Below are 20,329 nucleotides of genomic sequence, written 5' to 3'. Positions count from 1 at the left end.
CCATTCACCGTCAAGCCTGCGCGAGAGCAGACCCCTCCATGGCGAGCAAACCCGGCGAGCGCAAGACCCAGATTCTGCAAACCCTGGCCGAGATGCTGGAGCAGCCTCACGCCTCCCGCATCACCACCGCGGCCCTGGCCGCGCGCCTGGAAGTGTCCGAGGCCGCGCTGTACCGGCACTTCGCCAGCAAGGCGCAGATGTTCGAAGGGCTGATCGAATTCATCGAGACCAGCATCTTCACGCTGGTGAACCAGATCGCCATCGCCGAACCTCAGGGCCTGACCCAGGCCCACAAGACTGTCTCCATGCTGCTGACCTTCTCGGAGCGCAACAAAGGCATGACGCGGGTGCTGACCGGCGACGCGCTGGTCACGGAAGACAACCGCCTGCAAGAACGCATCAACCACATCAACGACCGCATCGAAGCCTCGTTGAAGCAGTCGCTGCGCATCGCGGTGACCGACGGCGGCCTGCCGCCGCAGGCCAATGTGGCCGCGCATGCCAGCCTGTTGACGCACCTGGTGCTGGGCCGCTGGCTGCGCTACGCCCAGAGCGGCTGGCGCGTCGCGCCCACCCTGCACCTGGACGAGCAGCTGCGCCTGGCGCTGGGCTGATCCGCCTGTCCGGCCGCCCGGCCTGGGCCGTCAATTAGGTCGCAATACGAACGAATTCGCCGGCGGTTTCTGCCTTTTCATATTGATTTGCGTGCAATTTCGCAACAATCCAGGCTTGCCGGCGGCGCGGGGCGACGAGCATAATGCCCGTCAAAGGTTTTCCACAAGCCCAAATCTCCACTGGCTTGATCCGCATCAATACGGGTTTTCCGCAATGCCGTCACGATCATGCTGTAGCGTCGACACACCGGTTTGACCTATCCCGTGCTCGCGGGGCGGTGTGTCGGCAGTTTGACCTCAACTGGAGATGGATATGACCGCGCAAGCCGCCGTCCCTGCCTCGCAAGCCCCAAAGAAAACCAAAATTCCAATCGGACTCGTCGCCGGCATCCTGGTGATGATCGGCGTGCTGATGATGCCCCTGCCCGCCGACCTGCCCGTCGCGGGCCACCGGATGCTCGCCATCCTGGCGTTCGCGGTGGTGGTCTGGATTACCGAAGCCGTGTCCTACGAAGCCAGCGCGATCATGATCACGACGCTGATGGCCTTCCTGCTGGGTACGGCTCCGACAATCAAAGACCCGCAAGTGATCTATGGCACCTCGGCCGCGATCAGCATGGCGCTGGCGGGCTTCTCGAACTCGGCGCTGGCGCTCGTCACCGGCGCCTTGTTCATTGCCGCAGCCATGACCTTCACCGGGCTCGACCGGCGCATCGCTCTGGTGACTCTGTCCAAGGTGGGCACCAGCACCCGCCGCATCCTGATCGGATGTATCGCCGTGACCATCGTGCTGAGCCTGGTCGTGCCCAGCGCCACCGCGCGCAGCGCGGCCGTGGTGCCCATCATGATGGGCGTCATCGCGGCCTTCGGCGTGGACAAGCGCTCCAACATCGCCGCCGGCATCATGATCATCGTGGCGCAGGCCACCAGCATCTGGAACGTCGGCATCCAGACCGCCGCCGCGCAGAACCTGCTGACCGTCGGCTTCATGGAAAAGATGCTGGGCCAGCGCGTGGCGTGGTCGGACTGGCTGATCGCCGGCGCCCCCTGGTCGCTGATCATGTCGGCCGTGCTGATCATCATCGTGCTCAAGCTGCTGCCGCCGGAAAGCGACAGCATCGCGGGAGGCAAGGAAGCTGTCGAGAAGTCGCTGCTTGAACTGGGCCCCATGACCGGCGCGCAAAAACGCCTGATGGCCGTGTCGCTCATGCTGCTGCTGTTCTGGTCGACCGAAGGCAAGCTGCACAAGTTCGACACCACGTCGACCACCTACTTCGGCCTGGTCCTGCTGCTGCTGCCGCGCTTTGGCGTGATGACCTGGAAAGACGTGCAATCGCGCATCCCATGGGGCACCGTGATCGTGTTCGGCGTCGGCATCAGCCTGGGCACCGCCCTGCTGACGACCCAGGCCGGCCAATGGCTGGGCAACCAGGTCGTGGCGCATACCGGACTGGACCATCTCGGACCGCTGGCGATCTTCGCGATCCTGGCCGCCTTCCTCATCGTCATCCACCTGGGCTTCGCCAGCGCCACCGCGCTGACCTCGGCCATGCTGCCCATCCTGATTTCGGTGCTGGCCACGCTGCCGGGCGAATTCAGCCGCCTGGGCATGACCATGCTGCTGGGCTTCGTGGTCAGCTACGGCTTCATCCTGCCCATCAACGCGCCGCAGAACATGGTGTGCCTGGGTACCGAGACCTTCAACGCCAAGCAGTTCGCCAAGGTCGGCATCATCGTCACCATCGTCGGCTACCTGCTGATGCTGCTGATGGGCATGACCTACTGGCGCTGGCTGGGCTGGCTGTAAGGAGGGCGCATCATGAAGATTTCGATCGCCCAAGCCAACGAATACGGCCGCCGCGTGCTGATGGCACAAGGCGTGCCCGAGGACATCGCCCGCGACGTGGCCGAGCACCTGGTCGAGTCCGACCGGGTCGGCTACACCAGCCACGGCCTGTCGATCCTGACCAACTACCGGCGCGTGCTGTCCGAAGGCCTGGCCCAGGCCGACGGCCGGCCCGAGCTGGTCAACGACCGCGGCGCGATGCTGGCCTACGACGGCCATCACGGACTGGGCCAATATGTCGGCAAGGTCGTCATCGAGAAGGCCATCGAGCGCACGCAGGAGCACGGCCAGTGCATCCTGACCCTGCGCCACAGCCACCACCTGGGCCGCATGGGCCACTACGGGGAAATGGTGGCTGCCCAAGGCCTGATCCTGCTGGCCTTCACCAACGTGATCAACCGCTCGCCGACCGTGGCGCCCTTCGGCGGCGCGCAGGCCTGCCTGACCACCAATCCGCTGTGCTTCGCGGGCCCGCTGCCCGGCGGCCGTCCGCCGTTCATCGTGGACATGGCCACCAGCTCCATCGCCGTCAACAAAGCGCGGGTGCTGGCCGCCAAGGGCGAACAGGCGCCCCCGGGCTCGCTGATCGACGCCCAGGGCAATCCGACCACGGATCCCAACGCGCTGTTCACCGACCCGCCCGGCGCCCTGCTGCCGTTCGGCGGCCACAAGGGTTACGCGCTGGGCCTGGTGGCCGAGCTGCTGGCCGGCGTGCTGTCGGGCGGCGGCACGATCCAGCCGGAACATCCGCGCACGGGCGTAGCGACGAACAATATGTTCGCGCTGCTGCTGGATCCGCAGGTGGACTTCAATACGGACTGGCGGTCGATGGAGGTGGGCGCGTTCATCGACTATCTGCACGCCTGCAAGCCGCAACCTGGCGTTGAAGCGGTGCAGTATCCGGGCGAGTACGAAGCGCGCAACCGGGCACTCAACGAGGACGCGCTGACTTTCGACAGTCGGATCTGGGATGGTCTTACCAAGCTGGCCGTTGACCTTGGGGTGCCTGAGGCGTTGCCTGCTTGAGGTTGTACTTGCTTGCGGGCGTTCTATGAGTTCTTAAGACGCCCGTCGCGTCGGCGGCCCGCGATGCGCGGGGCAACGATTGCGGTCCGGAGCCTTCGCTCCGGACTTCCCCATCCTCATCCTCGTCACCGCCTACGGCGGTTCCTTCGGATTCCGTCGGGCTTATCGACGCCCCGCGCATCGCGGGCCGCCGACGCGACGGGCTCGTTCAGTTGCAATTTCACGGCAGCTGGGCCGGATGGTGTGCTTGGCATTCTGGCAACGGGCGGGGTATGGCGGAATGTCTTGCGGGGCTCGCCTCGGGCCGGCCGCGCAGGCGGCCTTCCGAGGCTTCCGTTGTGTCTTGCGATTTAGGATGGCGCTGCGCGGGCATGGGGCACCTGTCACCGTTGAGTGCCTTGAGCGGCTGTACACCACTGAACGGCGCCAGGCCAATCAATTGTCGCCAGCCGCTAAGCCACACTGCCGGATGGGTGGCGCGCGCGAGAGAGTCTCCAAGCGCAAACCACTGCCTGCCGCGCGCCACCCATCACCGCCCCACCCCCAATGATGAGGGGCCATTAGCAAGCCCCCTCCGTAAGCGCGCAAGCGACCACCGCCACGACGCCCACAATCACGTATGTTGCCTACGGCCGCCCGCGCGGCCGTAGGCAACGGGCAACGCAAGACTCGCAACTGACCACGGCTCTAGCAGCGCGACAAGCCAAGACGGCGGCAGCCCGTCGGCGCGGGCGGCGTGGCGGCTCGCAACCTCGATGCGCCCGAGGGAATCTGAAGGAAAGGCCGCAGGCCTTGACGAAGATGACGAAGGGGCAGTCCGGAGCGAACGCTCCGGACCGCAATCGTGGGCGCGAGCCGCCACGCCGCTCGCGACGACGGGCGACCTACGAAGACCTCGCAGCCGCCATCAGCAAAAGATCAAGTCTTGACCGACCGATGCCGGCTAATACTCATCATGATCCCGAACGCAATCCCCATGGTGAACAAAGCCGTCCCCCCATAGCTCATGAACGGCAACGGCACCCCCACCACAGGCAGGATCCCCGTCACCATCCCCACGTTCACGAATACATAGATGAACAGCATCATCGTCAACGACCCCACCAGCAGCCTGCCGAACTGCGACGAAGCCCGCGACGCGATCGTCAGCCCGCGCGCCATCATCAGCCCGTACAGCACCAGGATCGCGATGCCGCCATACAACCCGAATTCCTCGGCGTACACCGCGAAGATGAAGTCGGTGGTGCGCTCGGGTATGAAGTCCAGGTGCGTCTGGGTGCCCTTCATATAGCCCTTGCCGTACACGCCCCCCGAACCCACCGCGATCATCGACTGGATGGTGTGGAAGCCCTTGCCCAACGGGTCGGAACTGGGATTGAGCAGCGTGCACACGCGATGCTTCTGGTAGTCGTGCAGCACCACCCAGTTCACGTCAGGCTCGCATAGCTGGTCTTCGTAGTAGACCAGCGTGCCGATGGCGATGATGCCGGCCAGCATGACCGGCACCAGCAGCTTGAACGACAGGCCCGCGAAATAGATCACGAAGAAGCCCGCGCCGAACACCAGCAGCGCCGTGCCCAGGTCGGGCTGCAGCACGATCAGGCCGAAAGGCGCGGCCAGCATGGCGGCGGCGGCCAGAAAGTCGCGGATTCGGACCGCGCCCTCGTGGCGCTGGAAGTACCAGGCCAGCATCATCGGCACGGCGATCTTCATCATTTCGGACGGCTGGATGCGGGTCACGCCCAGGTTCAACCAGCGGGTCGCGCCCTTGCTGGTTTCGCCGAAGAACTCCACGCCCAGCAGCAGCACCACGCCCACGATGTAGAAAGGCAACGCCAGCTTCATCAGCCACTTCGGCGGAATCAGCGCCATGGTCCACATCGCAAAGAAGGCGATGATGAAATTGCGCGACTGTTCGGCGAAGCGCCAGTCGGTGCCGCCCACCGCGGAGTGCATGACCGTCATGCCCAGCGCGGCGAACATGAGCAGGATCGCCAGCAGCGGCCAGTCGAAGGCCGTGAACACGCGCAGCAGAATGAGGCCCAGGCGTTTCATTGGCGCACCACGTCGGAAGCAATGGTTTCAACCGAGGCCAGGGGATCGGTGCGTTCGGGCCGCACGATCTTGTCCTGGCGGTCCTTGGCCAGCCAATAGTCGAACACCTTGCGCGCGACCGGCGCGGCGACGCTGGCGCCCCAGCCGGCGTTCTCGACGATCAGCGCGACGGCGATGCGCGGGTGTTCCAGCGGCGCAAAGCCCATGAACAAGGCGTGGTCGCGCAGGCGCTCGTCGATGGCGCTGGCGCGGTAATGGCCGCCGCGCAGGCTGAACACCTGCGCGGTGCCGGTCTTGCCGGCCGCCTGGTAGGGAGCATTGGCGAACGCGCGCCGCGCCGTGCCGGCGCGCACCACGTCCGCCATGGCGTTCTTGATCACGTCCACGTTGGCCTGCTTGAGGGGAATGCGGTAGTCAGGCGCGGATTCGGTGGCCTTGGCCTCGCCGCTGCGCGGATCGCGCACCGCGTGCACCAGGTGGGGACGGCGGAAGAGGCCGTTGTTGGCCAGCGTGGACGTGCCCTGCGCCAGTTGCAGCAGCGTGAAGGCGTTGTAGCCCTGCCCCACCGCCACGGAAATCGTCTCGCCCGCGTACCAGCGCTGGCGCTCCTTGTCCTTATACGCCGAGCGCTTCCAGTCGGTCGACGGCAGCACGCCACGCTTTTCGCCTTCCAGGTCGATGCCGGTGATCTGGCCGAAACCGAACTGCTTGGAAAAGTCGTGCAGCGCGTTCACGCCGATCTCGGGGCCGAGCGAATAGAAGTAGGTGTCGGAAGACACCACGATGGCCTTGTGCATGTCCGTCATGCCGTAGGCCGCGCCGCCGGCGTTGCGGAATTTCTGCCCGCCGAACTCGTAATAGCCGGGGTCCGAGATGCGGTCGGTGGCGCGGCGCTTGCCCAGTTCCAGGGCGGCCAGGCCGACAAAAGGCTTGTAGGTGGAACCAATGGGATAGGTGCCGTACAGCGGCCGGTTGATCAGCGGGTGGTCGGGCGATTCGTTCAGCATGCGCCAGTTGTCGACGTCGATGCCGTCCACGAACAGGTTGGGGTCGAACGAGGGTTGCGAGACGAAGGCCAGCACCTCGCCGGTGTCCGGATCGATGGCGACCAGCGCGCCGCGCTGTCCCTCGAAGGCCGCCTCGGCCACCTTCTGCAGGCCCAGGTCGATGGACAGCATGATGTCGGAGCCCGGCACTGGATCGATGCGGCGCAGCGTGCGCATGGGGCGCCCGCCCGCGGTCACCTCGACTTCTTCCAGGCCGGTGCGGCCGTGCAGTTGCTCTTCCCAGGTTTTCTCGATGCCCTTCTTGCCGATGACATCGGTGCCGCGGTAGTTGCCCAGCTGGCCGACGCGGTCCAGGTCTTCGATGTCGCCCTCGGCGATACGGCCGATATAGCCCACCACGTGGGCGGCCGACACGCCTTGCGGATATTCGCGCACCCAGCGCGCGCGCAGCTCCACTCCGGGGAACTGGAAGGAATGCGCGGCGAACCAGGCGGCTTCGGTTTCGTTGAGGTTGTTGCGCAACTGCAGGCTGGCGTAGCGGCTGGATTCGGCGGCGCGGCGCTTGAAGCGGCGCTGGTCGGCCGGGCTGATGTACACGACCTCGGTCAGGCGCTCGAACAGCTGGCTCAGGTTGCCGGCCTGGGCCGGCACGACTTCGAGCGTATAGGTGCGGTAGTTGCGCGCCAGCACTTCGCCGTTGCGGTCCAGGATCTCGCCGCGCCGCGGTGGAATCGGCACGACCGCGATGCGGTTGCGGTCGGCGCGTTCGGACAAGCCTTCATAGCGGTCGACCTGCAGGTACCAGAAGCGGCCGACCAGCACGCCGAAGCAGGCCAGGGCGAACAAACCGCCCACCCAGGCGCGCAGGCGGAAACGCTGCTTCTGCTGGAGGCCGGTTTTCTTGAATTCGAACATGACGCGGCGCCGCCGTCAGGCGGAGGACGATTCGGCGTCGTCGACGCCGCGCTGCGGCAAATGCAGGACCCAGCCCGCCAGCGGCCACAGGGCGGCAGTCAGGAGCACGCCGAGGCCCCATTCCCAGCCCGGCCACTTGCCGGCCAGCCAGGCATGAATGATCTGGGTCACGAAGCGGGCGATGAAGAACACAGGCAGCATGTGCATGGCCTGGCTCCAGAGGTCGAAGCGCTGCAGCCGGCGGTGCAGCACCACGGCGCCGTAGGCCACCAGCGTGTACGACAGCGCGTGCTCGCCCAGCAGGCCGGCGTCGTGCACGTCCATCAGCAGGCCGAAGAAGAAGGCGGTGAACAGGCCGACGCGGCGCGGCTCGTGCACGCACCAGAAGGCGATGATCAGCAACAGGATGTCGGGCGCGCCCTGCCACAGGCGCCAGGGCAGCAGGGACACCAGCCACGCCACCAGCACCGTGCCCCAGACGAACACGCCATGCGCCGGGCCGGACAGGCGGTCGGGCTGCACATTGCTGGGGGTGCCAAGGCGGCGCGCGCCCCGGCCCGAGGATTGATTAGTCCGATCCACCGGAATCGACCTCCTGACGGTTGGATTCGGCGCGTTCCACATCGACCTGCAACACCAGGAAGTGGCGATAGCGTTCGGGGTGGGCCAGCGGTTCGCACACGGCGCGGGCGAAGCCGGACGCGGTATCGCGTTCGACCGAGGTCACCTTGGCCACGGGCAGGCCGGCCGGGAACAGCCCGCCGACGCCGCTGGTGACGATGGTGTCGCCTTCCTTGATGTCGGCATTGGCGGCCAGGTAGCGGACTTCCATCTTGCCCGGCGAATTGCCGCCGAAAGCGATCAGACGCAGGCCGTTGCGCAGCAACTGCACGGGGATGGAGACCTGTTCGTCGGTGACCAGAGCCGCCTCGGCGGTCATGGGTGTGACACGCACGATCTGCCCGACCACGCCGCCTTCGTCGATCACTGGCATGCCCGGAGCCAGGCCGGCCTTGCTGCCCTTGTTGAACACCAGGCGCTGCGTGAACGCGTTGGCGGGTTCGTACATGACTTCGACCACCACGGCGGACTGGGCCACCGTGTCGGTCACGCCCAGCAGGCGGCGCAATTGGGAGTTTTCGGCGGCGAGCTGGGCCGCGTGCGTGGTCACCTGCGCCAGCTCGATGCGCTGGCGCTGCAAGGCTTCGTTTTCGCTACGGATGAGATTGGCCGCGTTGACCCATTCGTTCACTTGCTGGACGAGGTCGCGCGGCGCCATGACGGCGCGCTGGAAGGGGTAAAGCGCCGCGGACATCGCCCGGCGCGCCGGTTCCAGCATGCGCCATTGCGAATCCATGACGATCAGGGCCAAAGCAAGGACGACCAGAACGACCAGCCGCACCTCCGCAGGTGGGCCGCGCCTGAATAGGGGAGGAGTCCCTTGTCGTTGCATGAATCTCAGCCCGGACGCCCGCGTCCGTCGCTCCGGCAGCGGCCGGAGCCGTGAACTAGCGGGGCTCCGGGCTGGCGGGCAAAATTAGTCGTTGATGAAGATGGCGCCCAGTTTCTCAAGGTGTTCCAGCGCCTCGCCGCAACCGCGCACGACGCAGGTCAGCGGATCGTCCGCCACCACGACGGGCAGGCCGGTCTCTTCCTGCAACAGGCGATCCAGGTCGCGCAGCAGCGCGCCGCCGCCGGTCAGGGCGATGCCCTTGTCGGTGATGTCGGCGCCCAGCTCGGGCGGGGTCTGTTCCAGCGCGATCTTCACGGCCGAGACGATCTGGTTCAGCGGGTCGGTCAGCGATTCCAGGATCTCGTTGGACGAGACCGTGAAGCTGCGCGGCACGCCTTCGGCCAGGTTGCGGCCCTTGACCTCGATCTCGCGGACTTCGGATCCCGGGAACGCGGAGCCGATTTCCTTCTTAATGAGTTCGGCGGTGGGCTCGCCGATCAGCATGCCGTAGTTGCGGCGGATGTAGTTGACGATGGCTTCGTCGAACTTGTCGCCACCAACGCGCACGGAACCCTTGTAGACCATGCCGCCCAGCGAGATGACCGCCACCTCGGTGGTGCCGCCGCCGATGTCGACCACCATGGAGCCGCTGGCGTCGGACACGGCCAGGCCGGCGCCGATGGCCGCGGCCATGGGTTCTTCGATCAGGAAGACGTGGGACGCGCCCGCGCCCAGGGCCGATTCGCGGATGGCGCGGCGTTCAACCTGGGTGGAGCCGCAGGGCACGCAGACAATGATGCGCGGGCTGGGCGCCAGCATGTTGCGGGGGTGCACCATGCGGATGAACTGCTTGAGCATCTGCTCGGTGACCGTGAAGTCGGCAATGACGCCGTCCTTCATGGGCCGGATGGCCTCTATGTTGCCGGGCACGCGGCCAAGCATCTGCTTGGCTTCTTGACCGACGGCCTGAATGATCTTCTTGCCGTGGGGACCGCCTTCATGACGGATTGCGACCACGGACGGTTCATCGAGCACGATGCCCTTGCCGCGGACGTAGATCAGCGTATTGGCGGTACCGAGGTCGATCGCCATATCGCTGGAAAAATAACTGCGCAGGAATCCGAACATGGGAGCTCAGCTAAATTCTGGGGGGAATTGGGTTCATGCCGCGGGGCGTAGGGCCCGTGAAACAACGGGTCCGCCTGTCATCACGGCGATTAAACCGTGAATCATAACTTATAATTTCCCCGGAAATAGCGCATAAATGCAGGCTATTCAAGCTTTGTAACGGGTTTGGCATATGCATACTGCCCTGTCCCGCCCTTCGGCCTTCGCTTATCGATTTTGCACTCCCCCATGGCGCTCAATGACACAGATGTGGCCCGCATTGCCCGGCTGGCCAGAATCGAACTGACCCCCGACCAGCGCACCCTCGCGCAGGCCGAACTCAACGGCATCCTCCACCTGATCGAACGGCTCCAGTCCGTCGACACGCAGGGGGTCGAACCCCTGGCCCACCCGCTGTCCGCCCACGAGGACATCGTGCTGCGCCTGCGTGAAGATGTCGTGACCGAACCCAGCTCGGAAGCCCGCCGGCAGGAGTTGCTGGCCAACGCCCCCGACGCCCAGGAAGGCCTGTTCCTGGTTCCCAAGGTCCTGGATTAAGTCATGACGAAACCCGCTCTGCATACCCAATTCGAGGGGATCGCCGCCCTGCGCGCGGCCCTCGCGCAACGCCAGGTCAGCGCCGTCGAGCTCGCCCAAAGCGGCCTGGCGGCCGCCGAAGCGGCCAGCGGCCTGAATTGCTTTTTACATATTGACGCCGAATTGACGCTGGCCCAGGCCCGCGCCGCCGACGCCGCGCTGGCCGCCGGCTCGGCCGGCCCCCTGGCCGGCATCCCGATCGCCCACAAGGACGCCTTCGTCACCCGCGGCTGGCGCACCACCGCCGGCAGCAAGATGCTGGAAGGCTACGTCAGCCCGTTCGACGCCACCGTCGTCGAACGCCTGGAACAGGCCGGCGCCGTGTCGCTCGGCAAGCTGAACTGCGACGAATTCGCCATGGGTTCCGGCAACGAGAACTCCGCCTACGGCGCCGTGAAGAACCCCTGGGACCACGCCGCCGTACCCGGCGGCTCCTCGGGCGGTTCGGCCGCCGCCGTGGCCGCCCGCCTGGTGGCCGCCGCCACCGGCACCGACACCGGCGGCTCGGTGCGCCAGCCCGCCGCCCTGTGCGGCGTCAGCGGCATCAAGCCCACCTACGGCACCGTCTCCCGCTACGGCATGGTGGCCTTCGGCTCCAGCCTGGACCAGGCCGGTCCGCTGGCCGAAAGCGCCCGCGACCTGCTCGAACTGCTGGACGTCATCAGCGGCTTCGATCCGCGCGACGCCACCAGCCTGGAAAAATGCGATGCCGCCGTCAACGAGCCGGGCCGTGTCCGGCGCGACTTCGACGCCGCCCAGAGCCGCTACGACGCCGCCGGCAGCCAGCCCCTGAAGGGCCTGCGCATCGGCGTGCCCGCCGAATACTTCGGCGCCGGCCTGGCGCCCGACGTGGCCGCCGCTGTCGAAGCCGCGCTGGCCCAGTTCGAGGCGCTGGGCGCCGTGCGCGTGCCGGTGTCGCTGCCGCGTACCGAGCTCGCCATTCCCGCCTACTACGTCATCGCCCCCGCCGAAGCCTCCAGCAACCTGGCGCGCTACGACGGCGTGCGCTACGGCCACCGCGCCGCCCAGTATGGCGACCTGAACGAAATGATCAGCCGCTCGCGCGCCGAAGGCTTCGGCGACGAGGTCAAGCGCCGCATCCTGATCGGCACCTACGTGCTGTCCCACGGCTATTACGACGCCTACTACCTGCAGGCGCAGCGCCTGCGCCGCATGATCGCGCAGGACTTCCAGCGCGCCTATGCCGACCAGTGCGACGTGATCATGGGCCCGGTGACGCCCACCGTGGCCAAGAACATCGGCGACAACCGCGACGATCCCACCGCCGACTGGCTGGCCGACGTCTACACACTGGGCGTCAGCCTGGCCGGCCTGCCCGCCATGTCGATCCCCTGCGGCTTCGGCGGCGCTGGCAACGGACGCCCCGTCGGTCTCCAGATCATCGGCAACTACTTCGACGAAGGCCGCCTGCTGGCCATCGCCGACCGCTACCAACAAGTGACGGACTGGCACAAGCGTGCCCCGGTCCAGCAAGGCTGAGAACATGAACTGGGAAATCGTCATCGGCCTGGAAACGCATACGCAGCTTTCCACGGACTCCAAGATTTTTTCGGGTAGCAGCACCGAATTCGGCGCCGCGCCCAACACCCACGCCAACGTGGTCGACCTGGCGCTGCCGGGCAGCCTGCCGGTCATGAACCGCGGCGCCGCCGAACGCGCCATCCGCTTCGGCCTGGCCGTGGGCGCCACGATCGCGCCGCGCTCGGTGTTCGCGCGCAAGAACTACTTCTACCCCGATCTGCCCAAGGGCTACCAGATCAGCCAGTACGAGCTGCCGGTGGTCGTGGGCGGCTCCTTGTCCTTCTTCGTGGGCGAGGAAGAGAAAACCGTCAACCTGACGCGCGCCCACCTGGAAGAAGACGCGGGCAAGTCCCTGCACGACGACTTCAGCCTGGCCAACGGCGCCCCCGGCAGCGGCATCGACCTGAACCGCGCCGGCACGCCGCTCCTGGAAATCGTGACGGAACCCGAAATGCGCTCCGCCGCCGAGGCCGTGGCCTACGCCCGCGCCCTGCACAGCCTGGTCGTGTGGCTGGGCATCTGCGACGGCAACATGCAGGAAGGCTCGTTCCGCTGCGACGCCAACGTCTCGGTCCGCCCCGTGGGCCAGAAAGAATTCGGCACCCGCACCGAGATCAAGAACGTCAACTCGTTCCGCTTCCTGGAACGCGCCATCATCTATGAGGCGCGGCGCCAGATCGAGCTGATCGAGGACGGCGGCACGGTGGTCCAGGAAACCCGCCTGTACGACGCCGACCGTGACGAAACGCGCAGCATGCGCAGCAAGGAAGACGCGCACGACTACCGCTACTTCCCCGACCCCGACCTGCCCACGCTGGTGATCTCCAGCGCCTGGGTCGACGAGGTCCGCGCCGCCATGCCCGAACTGCCGGCCGCCCAGCGCGCCCGCTTCGAATCCGAGTACGGCCTGCCCGCCTACGACGCCGCACAGCTCACCGTCAGCCGCGACCTCGCCGCCTATTTCCAGGCGGTGGCGGACGCGCTGCCGGCCGGCCAGGCCAAGCTGGCCGCCAACTGGGTCATGGGCGAAGTTTCCGCCGCCCTGAACAAGGACGAAAAGAGCATCGCCGACTCCCCGGTGCAGGCGCCGGCGCTGGCAGCCCTGATCGGCCGCATCATCGACGGCACGATCTCCAACAAAATCGCCCGCGAAGTCTTTGGCGCCATGTGGGCCGGCGAAAACGGCGGCCAACCCGACGCCATCATCGAGGCGCGCGGCCTCAAGCAGATCAGCGACACGGGCGCCATCGGCGCCATGATCGACGAGGTGCTGGCCGCCAACCTGGCCATCGTCGAAGAGTACCGGGCCGGCAAGCAGAAGGCGTTCAATTCGCTGGTGGGCCAGATCATGAAGGCCGCCCGCGGTAAGGCGAATCCGCAGCAGGTGAATGATCTGTTGAAGCAGAAGCTGGATAGCTGACCGAGCAGGACGCCCCGGCAACGGGAGCACTCCTGACGTATCAGACGAAACGAAGGGCCGCGGCATATTGCCGCGGCCCTTCGTTTATCCAAGAATGATCTGGTCGACTTTTGCCCGGAGGCTTGGACATGAACTACCTGGAAATCAGCACCAGCGAACTGCTGCATAGCTTTTCCGATCACCTGCTGGCGGTCCGCGAAGGCCAGCATTTCATCATTTCACTGGACGGCGTGTTCTGCGCCAGGTTGACGCCGGTCCTGCCCGGCACGTCGCTGGATGCCCATGATGCGCTTGAGGCAATGAAAAGCTTCAAGCCTGCGCCGGCCGTCCCCCACGAAGTCATCCGTTCCTGGATCGAAGAGGGCCGGGAATGAATCCGGTCCGCTTGATACCGGACGCCTCGCTTGCCCTGGCGTGGCTGGTCGACCGCGCGGACGCCCACGAAGCGCTGATGGCCCGGCATCTGCTGGAAACGGCCCACGAGTCTGAAAACACGGTGCCCCCCCATCTGGCATACGGAAGTCGCGAACGGCATGTTGCGCGCCGAACGTAGCCAACGGGCATCGGCGGGTCAACTGTTCTCGTTCAGGCAGCTACTCGAACGCCTGCCCATACTTCCGGATCCGGCCGCCCCATCTTCCAGCGCGGCCCGCAGCTACCTGCTGGCTCGAACCCACGGCTTGACCGTCTACGATGCCAGTTATCTCGAACTGGCCCAAAGAACCAACGGCTATCTGGCCACCTTTGACCGCAAGCTGGCGGATGCCGCCCGAGCGAGCGGCGTCGCCGTCTTTGGCCAACCCCACGGCGTCGCCGAACCAGCGGCAAGCTACGGATAAAAAAAGGACGGCACCTGGCCGCCCCTTTCTACTCGCCAAGTACGAGGTTTACTTCACCCCGTACTTCGTCCGATAAGCCAGCACCGCCTCGCGGTGCTCGGCGAACGACGCGTCGTCCTGCAGCAGGGCCAAGATGTCCGACAGCGAAGCAATCGACACCACCGGCATGCCGTAAGTCTTGGCCACGTCCTGCACGGCGGAATGGGCCGACAGGGCGTCGTCCGGGCCCGCGCGCTCCATGCGGTCCATGGCGATGAGCACGGCGGCCGGCTCGGCGCCCGCCGCGCGGATGATTTCCACCGATTCGCGCACGGACGTGCCCGCGGTAATCACATCGTCAATGATGACGACCTTGCCCTTGAGCGGCGCGCCCACCAGGGTGCCGCCCTCGCCGTGGTCCTTGGCTTCCTTGCGGTTGTAGGCGAAAGGCACGTCGCCGCCCTTCATGTCCGGGTGGCCGGCCAGCGCGACGGCGGTCGCCGTCGACAGGGGGATGCCCTTGTAGGCCGGGCCGAACAGCATGTCGAACTGCACGCCCGAATCCAGCAGCGCCTGGGCATAGAATTGCGCCAACTTGCCGACCGAGCGTCCGCTGTTGAACAGTCCAGCATTGAAGAAATAGGGACTGATACGGCCCGATTTGACCTTGAAGCTGCCGAAGCGCAGCACGCCCTCGTTCAAGGCGAAGCGGACGAAATCCAGGGCGGTGGCGGAAGAATGGGCGGCGGGCATGCGTAGAGGTCCGGTAGATGGCAAACGCAGGCATTTTATCCGCTGTCGGGGCTATTCCCGGCCTGCCGCTTCGAGTCGGTTAAATTGCTGGCATTGCCCCGGCCCTCGCGGCCGCTCAACAGGAGTCACGCTTTGCTGCGCATCACGTCGATCAATCTCAACGGCATCCGGTCCGCCTTCCGCAAGGGCCTGCAACCCTGGATGGAAAAACATTCCGCCGACGTGCTGTGCCTGCAGGAAATCAAGATATCCGAAGACGATCTGACCGACGATCTGCGCAATCCTCCCGGCTATACCGGCCACTTCCATCACGCCGTGAAGAAGGGCTATAGCGGCGTGGGCATCTACCTGCGCGACGCGGCCGAACGGGTGAACGCCGGCCTGGATTGCGAGGAATTCGACCCCGAAGGCCGCATCATCCGCGCCGACTGGAAGAACCTGTCGGTGATCAGCGCCTACCTGCCCTCGGGCTCCAGCGGCGACGAACGCCAGCAGGCCAAGTACCGCTTCCTGGACCGCTTCGGCCCCTGGATCGACGCGCTGATGCACGAGCACAAGACCACCGGCCGCGAGTTCATCATCTGCGGCGACTGGAACATCGCCCACAAGGAAATCGACCTGAAGAACTGGAAGGGCAACCTGAAGAATTCAGGCTTCCTGCCCGAAGAGCGCGCCTGGCTGACCGACGTGTTCGACAAGCGCGGCTTCGTGGACGTGTTCCGCACCATCGACGAGCGCCCCGACCAATACACCTGGTGGAGCAACCGCGGCCAGGCCTGGGCCAAGAACGTCGGGTGGCGCATCGACTACCAGATCGCGACGCCGGGCATCGCCGCCCGCGCCCGCAACGTGGCCATCTACAAGGACGAACGCTTCTCCGACCACGCGCCCCTGACGATCGACTACGACGCCACGCTTTAAGCCTCGCCCGGCGTCCCGCCGGCGGCCACCGCCCGCAACGAGGCGGCTGCCTCCCGGCGCAACCATTGCAGAAACGCCTGCGCCCGCGCGTCTTCCGTGCAGGACCGGGGCGACAGCAGCACATAGGCCGAACCGTCGCGGACAAAGCCGCAAGGCGCCTCCAGCCGGCGGTCGCGCACGGCATCGCAGGCCATCAGCGCGGAGCCTATCGCCACCCCCAGCCCGGCGGTCGCTGCCTGCAAGCTCAAATAGAAGTGTTCATAAGTCGGCCCGGCCACGCGCGGCGGCTTCAGGCCCGCCGCCCGCGACCAGTCCTTCCAGGCTTGCGGACGTGTCGCGCTGCCTAGCGCCGGCGCGCCGAGCCAATCGTCCGTGGCCGCCCCCCCTCCTGACAGGCCCGGCCGGCGCACCGGCCCCGTCCATTCCTCGCACACGCGTTCGGCATGCAAAGCCGTATCCCACTCGAAGTCATTGCGGCGCAGCGCCACGTCTACGCCCTGGGCGGTGAAATCCACCGGTCCGCCCGCCGCGTACAGATGCACCTGCACCGCGGGATGCTCGCGCTGGAAATCGGGCAGCCGCGGGATCAGCCACATCATGGCGATGGTGGGCTCGCAGGACAGCACCAGCGGCGCGTCCGCGGCGGGCTGGCGCAGCTTGGCCAGGCCCGCCGACAACTGCTCGAACAGCGTCCGGGTCACGTCGAACAGTTGCCTGCCCGCATCGGTCAGGAAAACAGCCCGGTTGCGACGCTCGAACAGCGTCATGCCCAGGGCTTCCTCCAGCAGCCGGATCTGCCGGCTGACGGCGCCGTGCGTCACGTGCAGCTCTTCCGCCGCCTTGCCGAAGGCCTGATGGCGGGCAGCGGCGTCGAAGACGCGCAAGGTGTTGAGCGGCGGCAGCTTCATGAAAATAGGTGATTTTTTCTCACAGATACGCGGCATTAGAAATCGTTTTTCGGCCACGCGCCAGCGTCCCACAATGCCGGCTTCCTTCCGCAACCCGCCGCTGCCGCCATGACCGAACTGATCGCCGTCGCCCTCATCACCATTCTTGCCGTCATCAGCCCGGGGCCGGACTTCGCCATGGTCACGCGCAACAGCTACCTGTTCGGCCGCCGCACCGGCCTGCAGTGCGCGCTGGGCATCGCCCTGGGCGTGCAGGTGCACGTGTTCTATACGATGTTCGGCGTCAGCCTGCTGGCGCACTACGCGCAGCCCGTGTTGCAGGGCATCAAGCTGGCGGGCGCCTGCTACCTGGTCTACATGGGCTGGAAGACCTTCTTCAACCGCGCGCAGGTTGATCGCGACCTGTCCGCGCGCCCGCCGATCACAGGCTGGCAGGCGCTCTACAGCGGCTTCCTGACCAATGCCCTCAATCCCAAGACCACCTTGTTCGTGGTCAGCACGTACACGCAACTGGTCTCGCCTGGCACGCCCCTATCCTGGCAATTCGGCTATGGCCTGTTCATGTCGTTCGCGCATTGGGTCTGGTTCGGCGCCGTGGCTTGGTCGGTGTCCTCGCCGTTCCTGCGCCGGGTGCTGCTGGACCACCAGCTTGCGGCCGATCGGGTGGTCGGCGCGGTCCTGATGGCCTTGGGCGCGGCGCTGGCGGCGGCGCAGTTGTAATACTGCCGCCCGGACCTGATCTTGCTCAAATAAATAATGGGGACATATAAAAGCAAAAGCGCCCCCCAAACCTGCCCAAGCCTCCCCTGCCATGCCCTCCATGGCCTCGGAAGACTTCAGGGAAACACCTTTTCTCCTATGGTATAAAAATAGGGACATATTAATTTCCCTAGGCAATTCAAACATCTTCTTCAGAAAACCGCTTTTCCGACAGGCTTTCCTATATCTTGCGCTTTTAATATGTCCCTAATAAATTAAAAGAAAAAATGCTTTGATATCAAGGCGATGGCACTATTTTTCGGCTTTGCGCAGGGCAACATTTTGCCCCTACAATTCCGCACCATACAGGTGCAGCCGTGCACCAAAAAGAATTTTTCGCGCCCCAATCCGGCGCAGTCCGCACCTATTCGAAGCACCCCCAAGGAGATCATGTTGAAAGTGCAGAGTCTGGACGACTTCCTGCGTGGCGTCGCCGCGCGCGACCCGCAGCAACCTGAATTCATGCAAGCCGTCCAGGAGGTGATGCTGAGTCTCTGGCCTTTCATCGAAAAGCACCCCCACTACGCCGAGCACGCCGTGCTCGAGCGCCTGGTGGAGCCGGAACGCGTGATCCAGTTCCGCGTGTGCTGGACCGATGACCGCGGCCAGGCCCAGGTCAACCGCGCTTTCCGCATCCAGCACAGCTCGGCCATCGGCCCCTTCAAGGGCGGCATGCGCTTCCACCCCTCGGTGAACCTGTCCATCCTCAAGTTCCTGGCCTTCGAACAGACCCTGAAGAACTCGCTGACCACGCTGCCCATGGGCGGCGGCAAGGGCGGTTCCGACTTCGATCCCAAGGGCAAGTCCGACGCCGAAGTCATGCGCTTCTGCCAGGCCCTGATGATCGAGCTGTACCGCCACCTGGGTCCGGACACCGACGTGCCGGCCGGCGACATCGGCGTGGGCGCGCGTGAAGTCGGCTTCATGGCCGGCATGATGAAGAAGCTGTCGAACTCGACGGCCAGCGTGTTCACCGGCAAGGGCCTGACGTTCGGCGGCAGCCTGATCCGCCCCGAAGCCACCGGCTACGGCACCGTGTACTTCGCTGAAGAAATGCTCAAGCGCGTGGGCCGCTCCTTCGACGGCCTGCGCGTGTCGGTCTCGGGTTCGGGCAACGTCGCCCAGTACGCGATCGAAAAAGCCATGGCGCTGGGCGCCAAGGTCGTGACGGTGTCCGACTCGAACGGCACCGTGGTGGACGAAGCCGGCTTCACGCACGAGAAGCTGGTCGCCCTGATGCACATCAAGAACGACCTGCGCGGCCGCCTGGACACCTACGCCCGCCAATTCGGCCTGACCTATGAATCGGGCAAGCGTCCGTGGCACGTGCCGGTGGACGTGGCCCTGCCCTGCGCCACCCAGAACGAGCTGGAACTGGCCGATGCGCAAACGCTGATCAAGAACGGCGTGCTGTGCGTCGCCGAAGGCGCCAACATGCCGGCCACGCTGGAAGCCGCCAAGGCCTTCATCGCCGCCCGCGTGCTCTACGCGCCCGGCAAGGCCAGCAACGCCGGCGGCGTGGCCGTGTCCGGCCTGGAAATGGCGCAGAACTCGGCCCGCCTGTCGTGGACGCGCGAGGAAGTCGACGCGCGCCTGCACGCCATCATGCGCGACATCCACGAGAACTGCGTGCGCCACGGCCACAGCGAGCGCGAGTACGTGAACTACCTGGACGGCGCCAACATCGCCGGCTTCGTGAAGGTGGCTGACGCGATGCGTCAGCAAGGGCTGTATTAGATCCCCCCCGAAGCGCTGCGCGCTTCCCCCCCAGGGGGGCGCCGCTGCGGACCGGCGGAGCCCGGCTCCGCGCGGCCCTGATTGGGGCGGGCCAGCGTGATTGGGGCTGATCCTGCCTTATTGGGATGATCCTGCCGCATTGGAGCCGAGCTGGCTGACTGGGACCGATCTATCTACTTGAGATGGACCTGTCGAATAGCAGCTTCTGGTTGGGCGAGCGCCACATCGAAACCGCTCCGCCTCACTGGCAGCGATCTACCTGAACCAGCGGGGCTGGCTGCCCGGCTCTATCCATGCACCACACTCGCATACCCGCGCCGTCAGGCGCGGGTAGCTCGTGCCGTTTAGTGCTTCATCGTCCCGTGGTCCATGCCGCCGTGGCTCATGCCGGGGTTGTGCGAGGCCGGCTTGACCTTGAATTGCACGGCCACTTCGCCGGCTTTTTCGAACTTCAGCGTGGCCGGGATCGTGGCGCCTTCGGCGAACGGGGCCTTCAGCTTGATGAACATGACGTGGTAGCCGCCGGGGCTGAGCTTGACCTCGGTGTCGGCGGGCAGCGCGATGCCGCCTTCGACCTGGCGCATCTTCGAGACGCCGTTTTCGGTTTGCACGGTGTGCAGCTCGACCCGCTCCGCCGCGTCGGACGAGACCGACAGCAGGCGATCCGCCGCCTTGGCGTCGTTGTCGATGTCCATGTAGCCGGCGCCGTTGGACTGGCCGGGCGCTGACGCGCGGACCCAGAGGTCGTCGACCTCGATCTGACCAACCTTGTAGTCCTTCGCCCATGCCGAGCCGGCCGTGCACAGGCCCAGGGCGGCGACGATAGCGAGCTTGCGGATGTTCATGGGTGG

19 protein-coding genes are annotated in these 20,329 nt (G+C 65.8%); 11 read left to right on the top strand and 8 right to left on the bottom strand.

The features are described 5' to 3' along the window. Positions 1 to 38 precede the first annotated feature (38 nt). The 3 genes from slmA (at position 39) to HWY37_RS00420 (ending at position 3,486) form a co-directional block, all read left to right on the top strand. A complete protein-coding gene (gene slmA / locus HWY37_RS00430) occupies positions 39 to 614 on the top strand; it encodes a nucleoid occlusion factor SlmA (protein WP_175210382.1) in 576 nt (191 codons plus the stop codon). 313 nt (positions 615 to 927) lie between these two features. Next, a complete protein-coding gene (locus HWY37_RS00425; RefSeq protein WP_175210380.1) occupies positions 928 to 2,421 on the top strand; it encodes a DASS family sodium-coupled anion symporter in 1,494 nt (497 codons plus the stop codon). A gap of 12 nt (positions 2,422 to 2,433) precedes the next feature. Next, positions 2,434 to 3,486 carry an Ldh family oxidoreductase gene (locus tag HWY37_RS00420; RefSeq protein ID WP_175210378.1) on the top strand — a complete coding sequence of 351 codons (1,053 nt, stop codon included), beginning with the start codon at positions 2,434 to 2,436 and terminating at the stop codon, positions 3,484 to 3,486. Positions 3,487 to 4,404: 918 nt separating this feature from the next. Here the strand turns inward: HWY37_RS00420 and rodA are convergent. The 5 genes from rodA to HWY37_RS00395 form a co-directional block, all read right to left on the bottom strand. Next, positions 4,405 to 5,541 (bottom strand): rod shape-determining protein RodA, encoded by a 1,137-nt coding sequence (rodA, locus tag HWY37_RS00415; protein ID WP_175210376.1) that lies wholly within the window; start codon positions 5,539 to 5,541, stop codon positions 4,405 to 4,407. Then, a complete protein-coding gene (gene mrdA / locus HWY37_RS00410) occupies positions 5,538 to 7,463 on the bottom strand; it encodes a penicillin-binding protein 2 (protein ID WP_176087590.1) in 1,926 nt (641 codons plus the stop codon). The genes rodA and mrdA overlap by 4 nt, the downstream gene beginning before the upstream one ends. A gap of 15 nt (positions 7,464 to 7,478) precedes the next feature. After that, positions 7,479 to 8,045, bottom strand: a complete 567-nt coding sequence (mreD, locus tag HWY37_RS00405) for a rod shape-determining protein MreD (RefSeq protein WP_175210373.1) — start codon at positions 8,043 to 8,045, stop codon at positions 7,479 to 7,481. Continuing rightward, positions 8,032 to 8,916 (bottom strand): rod shape-determining protein MreC, encoded by an 885-nt coding sequence (mreC, locus tag HWY37_RS00400; protein ID WP_175210371.1) that lies wholly within the window; start codon positions 8,914 to 8,916, stop codon positions 8,032 to 8,034. Before mreC ends, mreD begins: the two co-directional genes overlap by 14 nt. 84 nt (positions 8,917 to 9,000) lie before the next feature. Continuing rightward, positions 9,001 to 10,044 (bottom strand): rod shape-determining protein, encoded by a 1,044-nt coding sequence (locus HWY37_RS00395; RefSeq protein ID WP_006391829.1) that lies wholly within the window; start codon positions 10,042 to 10,044, stop codon positions 9,001 to 9,003. 228 nt (positions 10,045 to 10,272) lie between these two features. Between HWY37_RS00395 and gatC the strand changes: the two genes are divergently transcribed. From gatC to HWY37_RS00370, 5 genes are all read left to right on the top strand, one after another. After that, positions 10,273 to 10,581, top strand: a complete 309-nt coding sequence (gene gatC, locus HWY37_RS00390; RefSeq protein ID WP_042796086.1) for an Asp-tRNA(Asn)/Glu-tRNA(Gln) amidotransferase subunit GatC — start codon at positions 10,273 to 10,275, stop codon at positions 10,579 to 10,581. A 3-nt stretch (positions 10,582 to 10,584) separates the two neighbouring features. Next, positions 10,585 to 12,120 carry an Asp-tRNA(Asn)/Glu-tRNA(Gln) amidotransferase subunit GatA gene (gatA, locus tag HWY37_RS00385; RefSeq protein WP_175210369.1) on the top strand — a complete coding sequence of 512 codons (1,536 nt, stop codon included), beginning with the start codon at positions 10,585 to 10,587 and terminating at the stop codon, positions 12,118 to 12,120. A 4-nt stretch (positions 12,121 to 12,124) separates the two neighbouring features. After that, entirely contained in the window at positions 12,125 to 13,582 is a 1,458-nt protein-coding gene (gene gatB / locus HWY37_RS00380) for an Asp-tRNA(Asn)/Glu-tRNA(Gln) amidotransferase subunit GatB (protein WP_176087589.1), read from the top strand. A gap of 128 nt (positions 13,583 to 13,710) precedes the next feature. Continuing rightward, complete coding sequence (locus HWY37_RS00375; protein WP_175210365.1) at positions 13,711 to 13,956, top strand: hypothetical protein; 246 nt, start codon at positions 13,711 to 13,713, stop codon at positions 13,954 to 13,956. Positions 13,957 to 14,115: 159 nt separating this feature from the next. Further along, positions 14,116 to 14,421 (top strand): type II toxin-antitoxin system VapC family toxin, encoded by a 306-nt coding sequence (locus HWY37_RS00370; RefSeq protein WP_246302151.1) that lies wholly within the window; start codon positions 14,116 to 14,118, stop codon positions 14,419 to 14,421. A 48-nt stretch (positions 14,422 to 14,469) separates the two neighbouring features. Here the strand turns inward: HWY37_RS00370 and pyrE are convergent, their stop codons facing one another. Next, a complete protein-coding gene (gene pyrE, locus HWY37_RS00365; RefSeq protein ID WP_175210361.1) occupies positions 14,470 to 15,153 on the bottom strand; it encodes an orotate phosphoribosyltransferase in 684 nt (227 codons plus the stop codon). A 132-nt stretch (positions 15,154 to 15,285) separates the two neighbouring features. Between pyrE and HWY37_RS00360 the strand changes: the two genes are divergently transcribed. Continuing rightward, positions 15,286 to 16,074 carry an exodeoxyribonuclease III gene (locus HWY37_RS00360; RefSeq protein WP_176087588.1) on the top strand — a complete coding sequence of 263 codons (789 nt, stop codon included), beginning with the start codon at positions 15,286 to 15,288 and terminating at the stop codon, positions 16,072 to 16,074. Here HWY37_RS00360 and HWY37_RS00355 read toward each other — a convergent pair. Then, positions 16,071 to 16,982 (bottom strand): LysR substrate-binding domain-containing protein, encoded by a 912-nt coding sequence (locus tag HWY37_RS00355; protein WP_176087587.1) that lies wholly within the window; start codon positions 16,980 to 16,982, stop codon positions 16,071 to 16,073. The genes HWY37_RS00360 and HWY37_RS00355 overlap by 4 nt on opposite strands. Positions 16,983 to 17,090: 108 nt before the next feature. Here HWY37_RS00355 and HWY37_RS00350 point away from each other — a divergent pair, with 108 nt between their 5' ends. Both HWY37_RS00350 and gdhA read left to right on the top strand, forming a co-directional pair. Further along, complete coding sequence (locus HWY37_RS00350; RefSeq protein ID WP_175210359.1) at positions 17,091 to 17,702, top strand: LysE family translocator; 612 nt, start codon at positions 17,091 to 17,093, stop codon at positions 17,700 to 17,702. A gap of 429 nt (positions 17,703 to 18,131) precedes the next feature. Beyond that, a complete protein-coding gene (gdhA, locus tag HWY37_RS00345; RefSeq protein ID WP_176087586.1) occupies positions 18,132 to 19,478 on the top strand; it encodes an NADP-specific glutamate dehydrogenase in 1,347 nt (448 codons plus the stop codon). A 344-nt stretch (positions 19,479 to 19,822) separates the two neighbouring features. Here gdhA and HWY37_RS00340 read toward each other — a convergent pair whose 3' ends face one another. Beyond that, a complete protein-coding gene (locus tag HWY37_RS00340; RefSeq protein ID WP_175210357.1) occupies positions 19,823 to 20,323 on the bottom strand; it encodes a copper chaperone PCu(A)C in 501 nt (166 codons plus the stop codon). Positions 20,324 to 20,329 lie beyond the last annotated feature (6 nt).

Source organism: Achromobacter anxifer (assembly GCF_903652925.1).
In the GTDB taxonomy this organism is placed as follows: Bacteria; Pseudomonadota; Gammaproteobacteria; order Burkholderiales; family Burkholderiaceae_B; genus Achromobacter; species Achromobacter anxifer.
The sequence above is the reverse complement of the archived record's forward strand: the minus strand, read 5'-3'. Positions and strand labels throughout refer to the sequence as shown.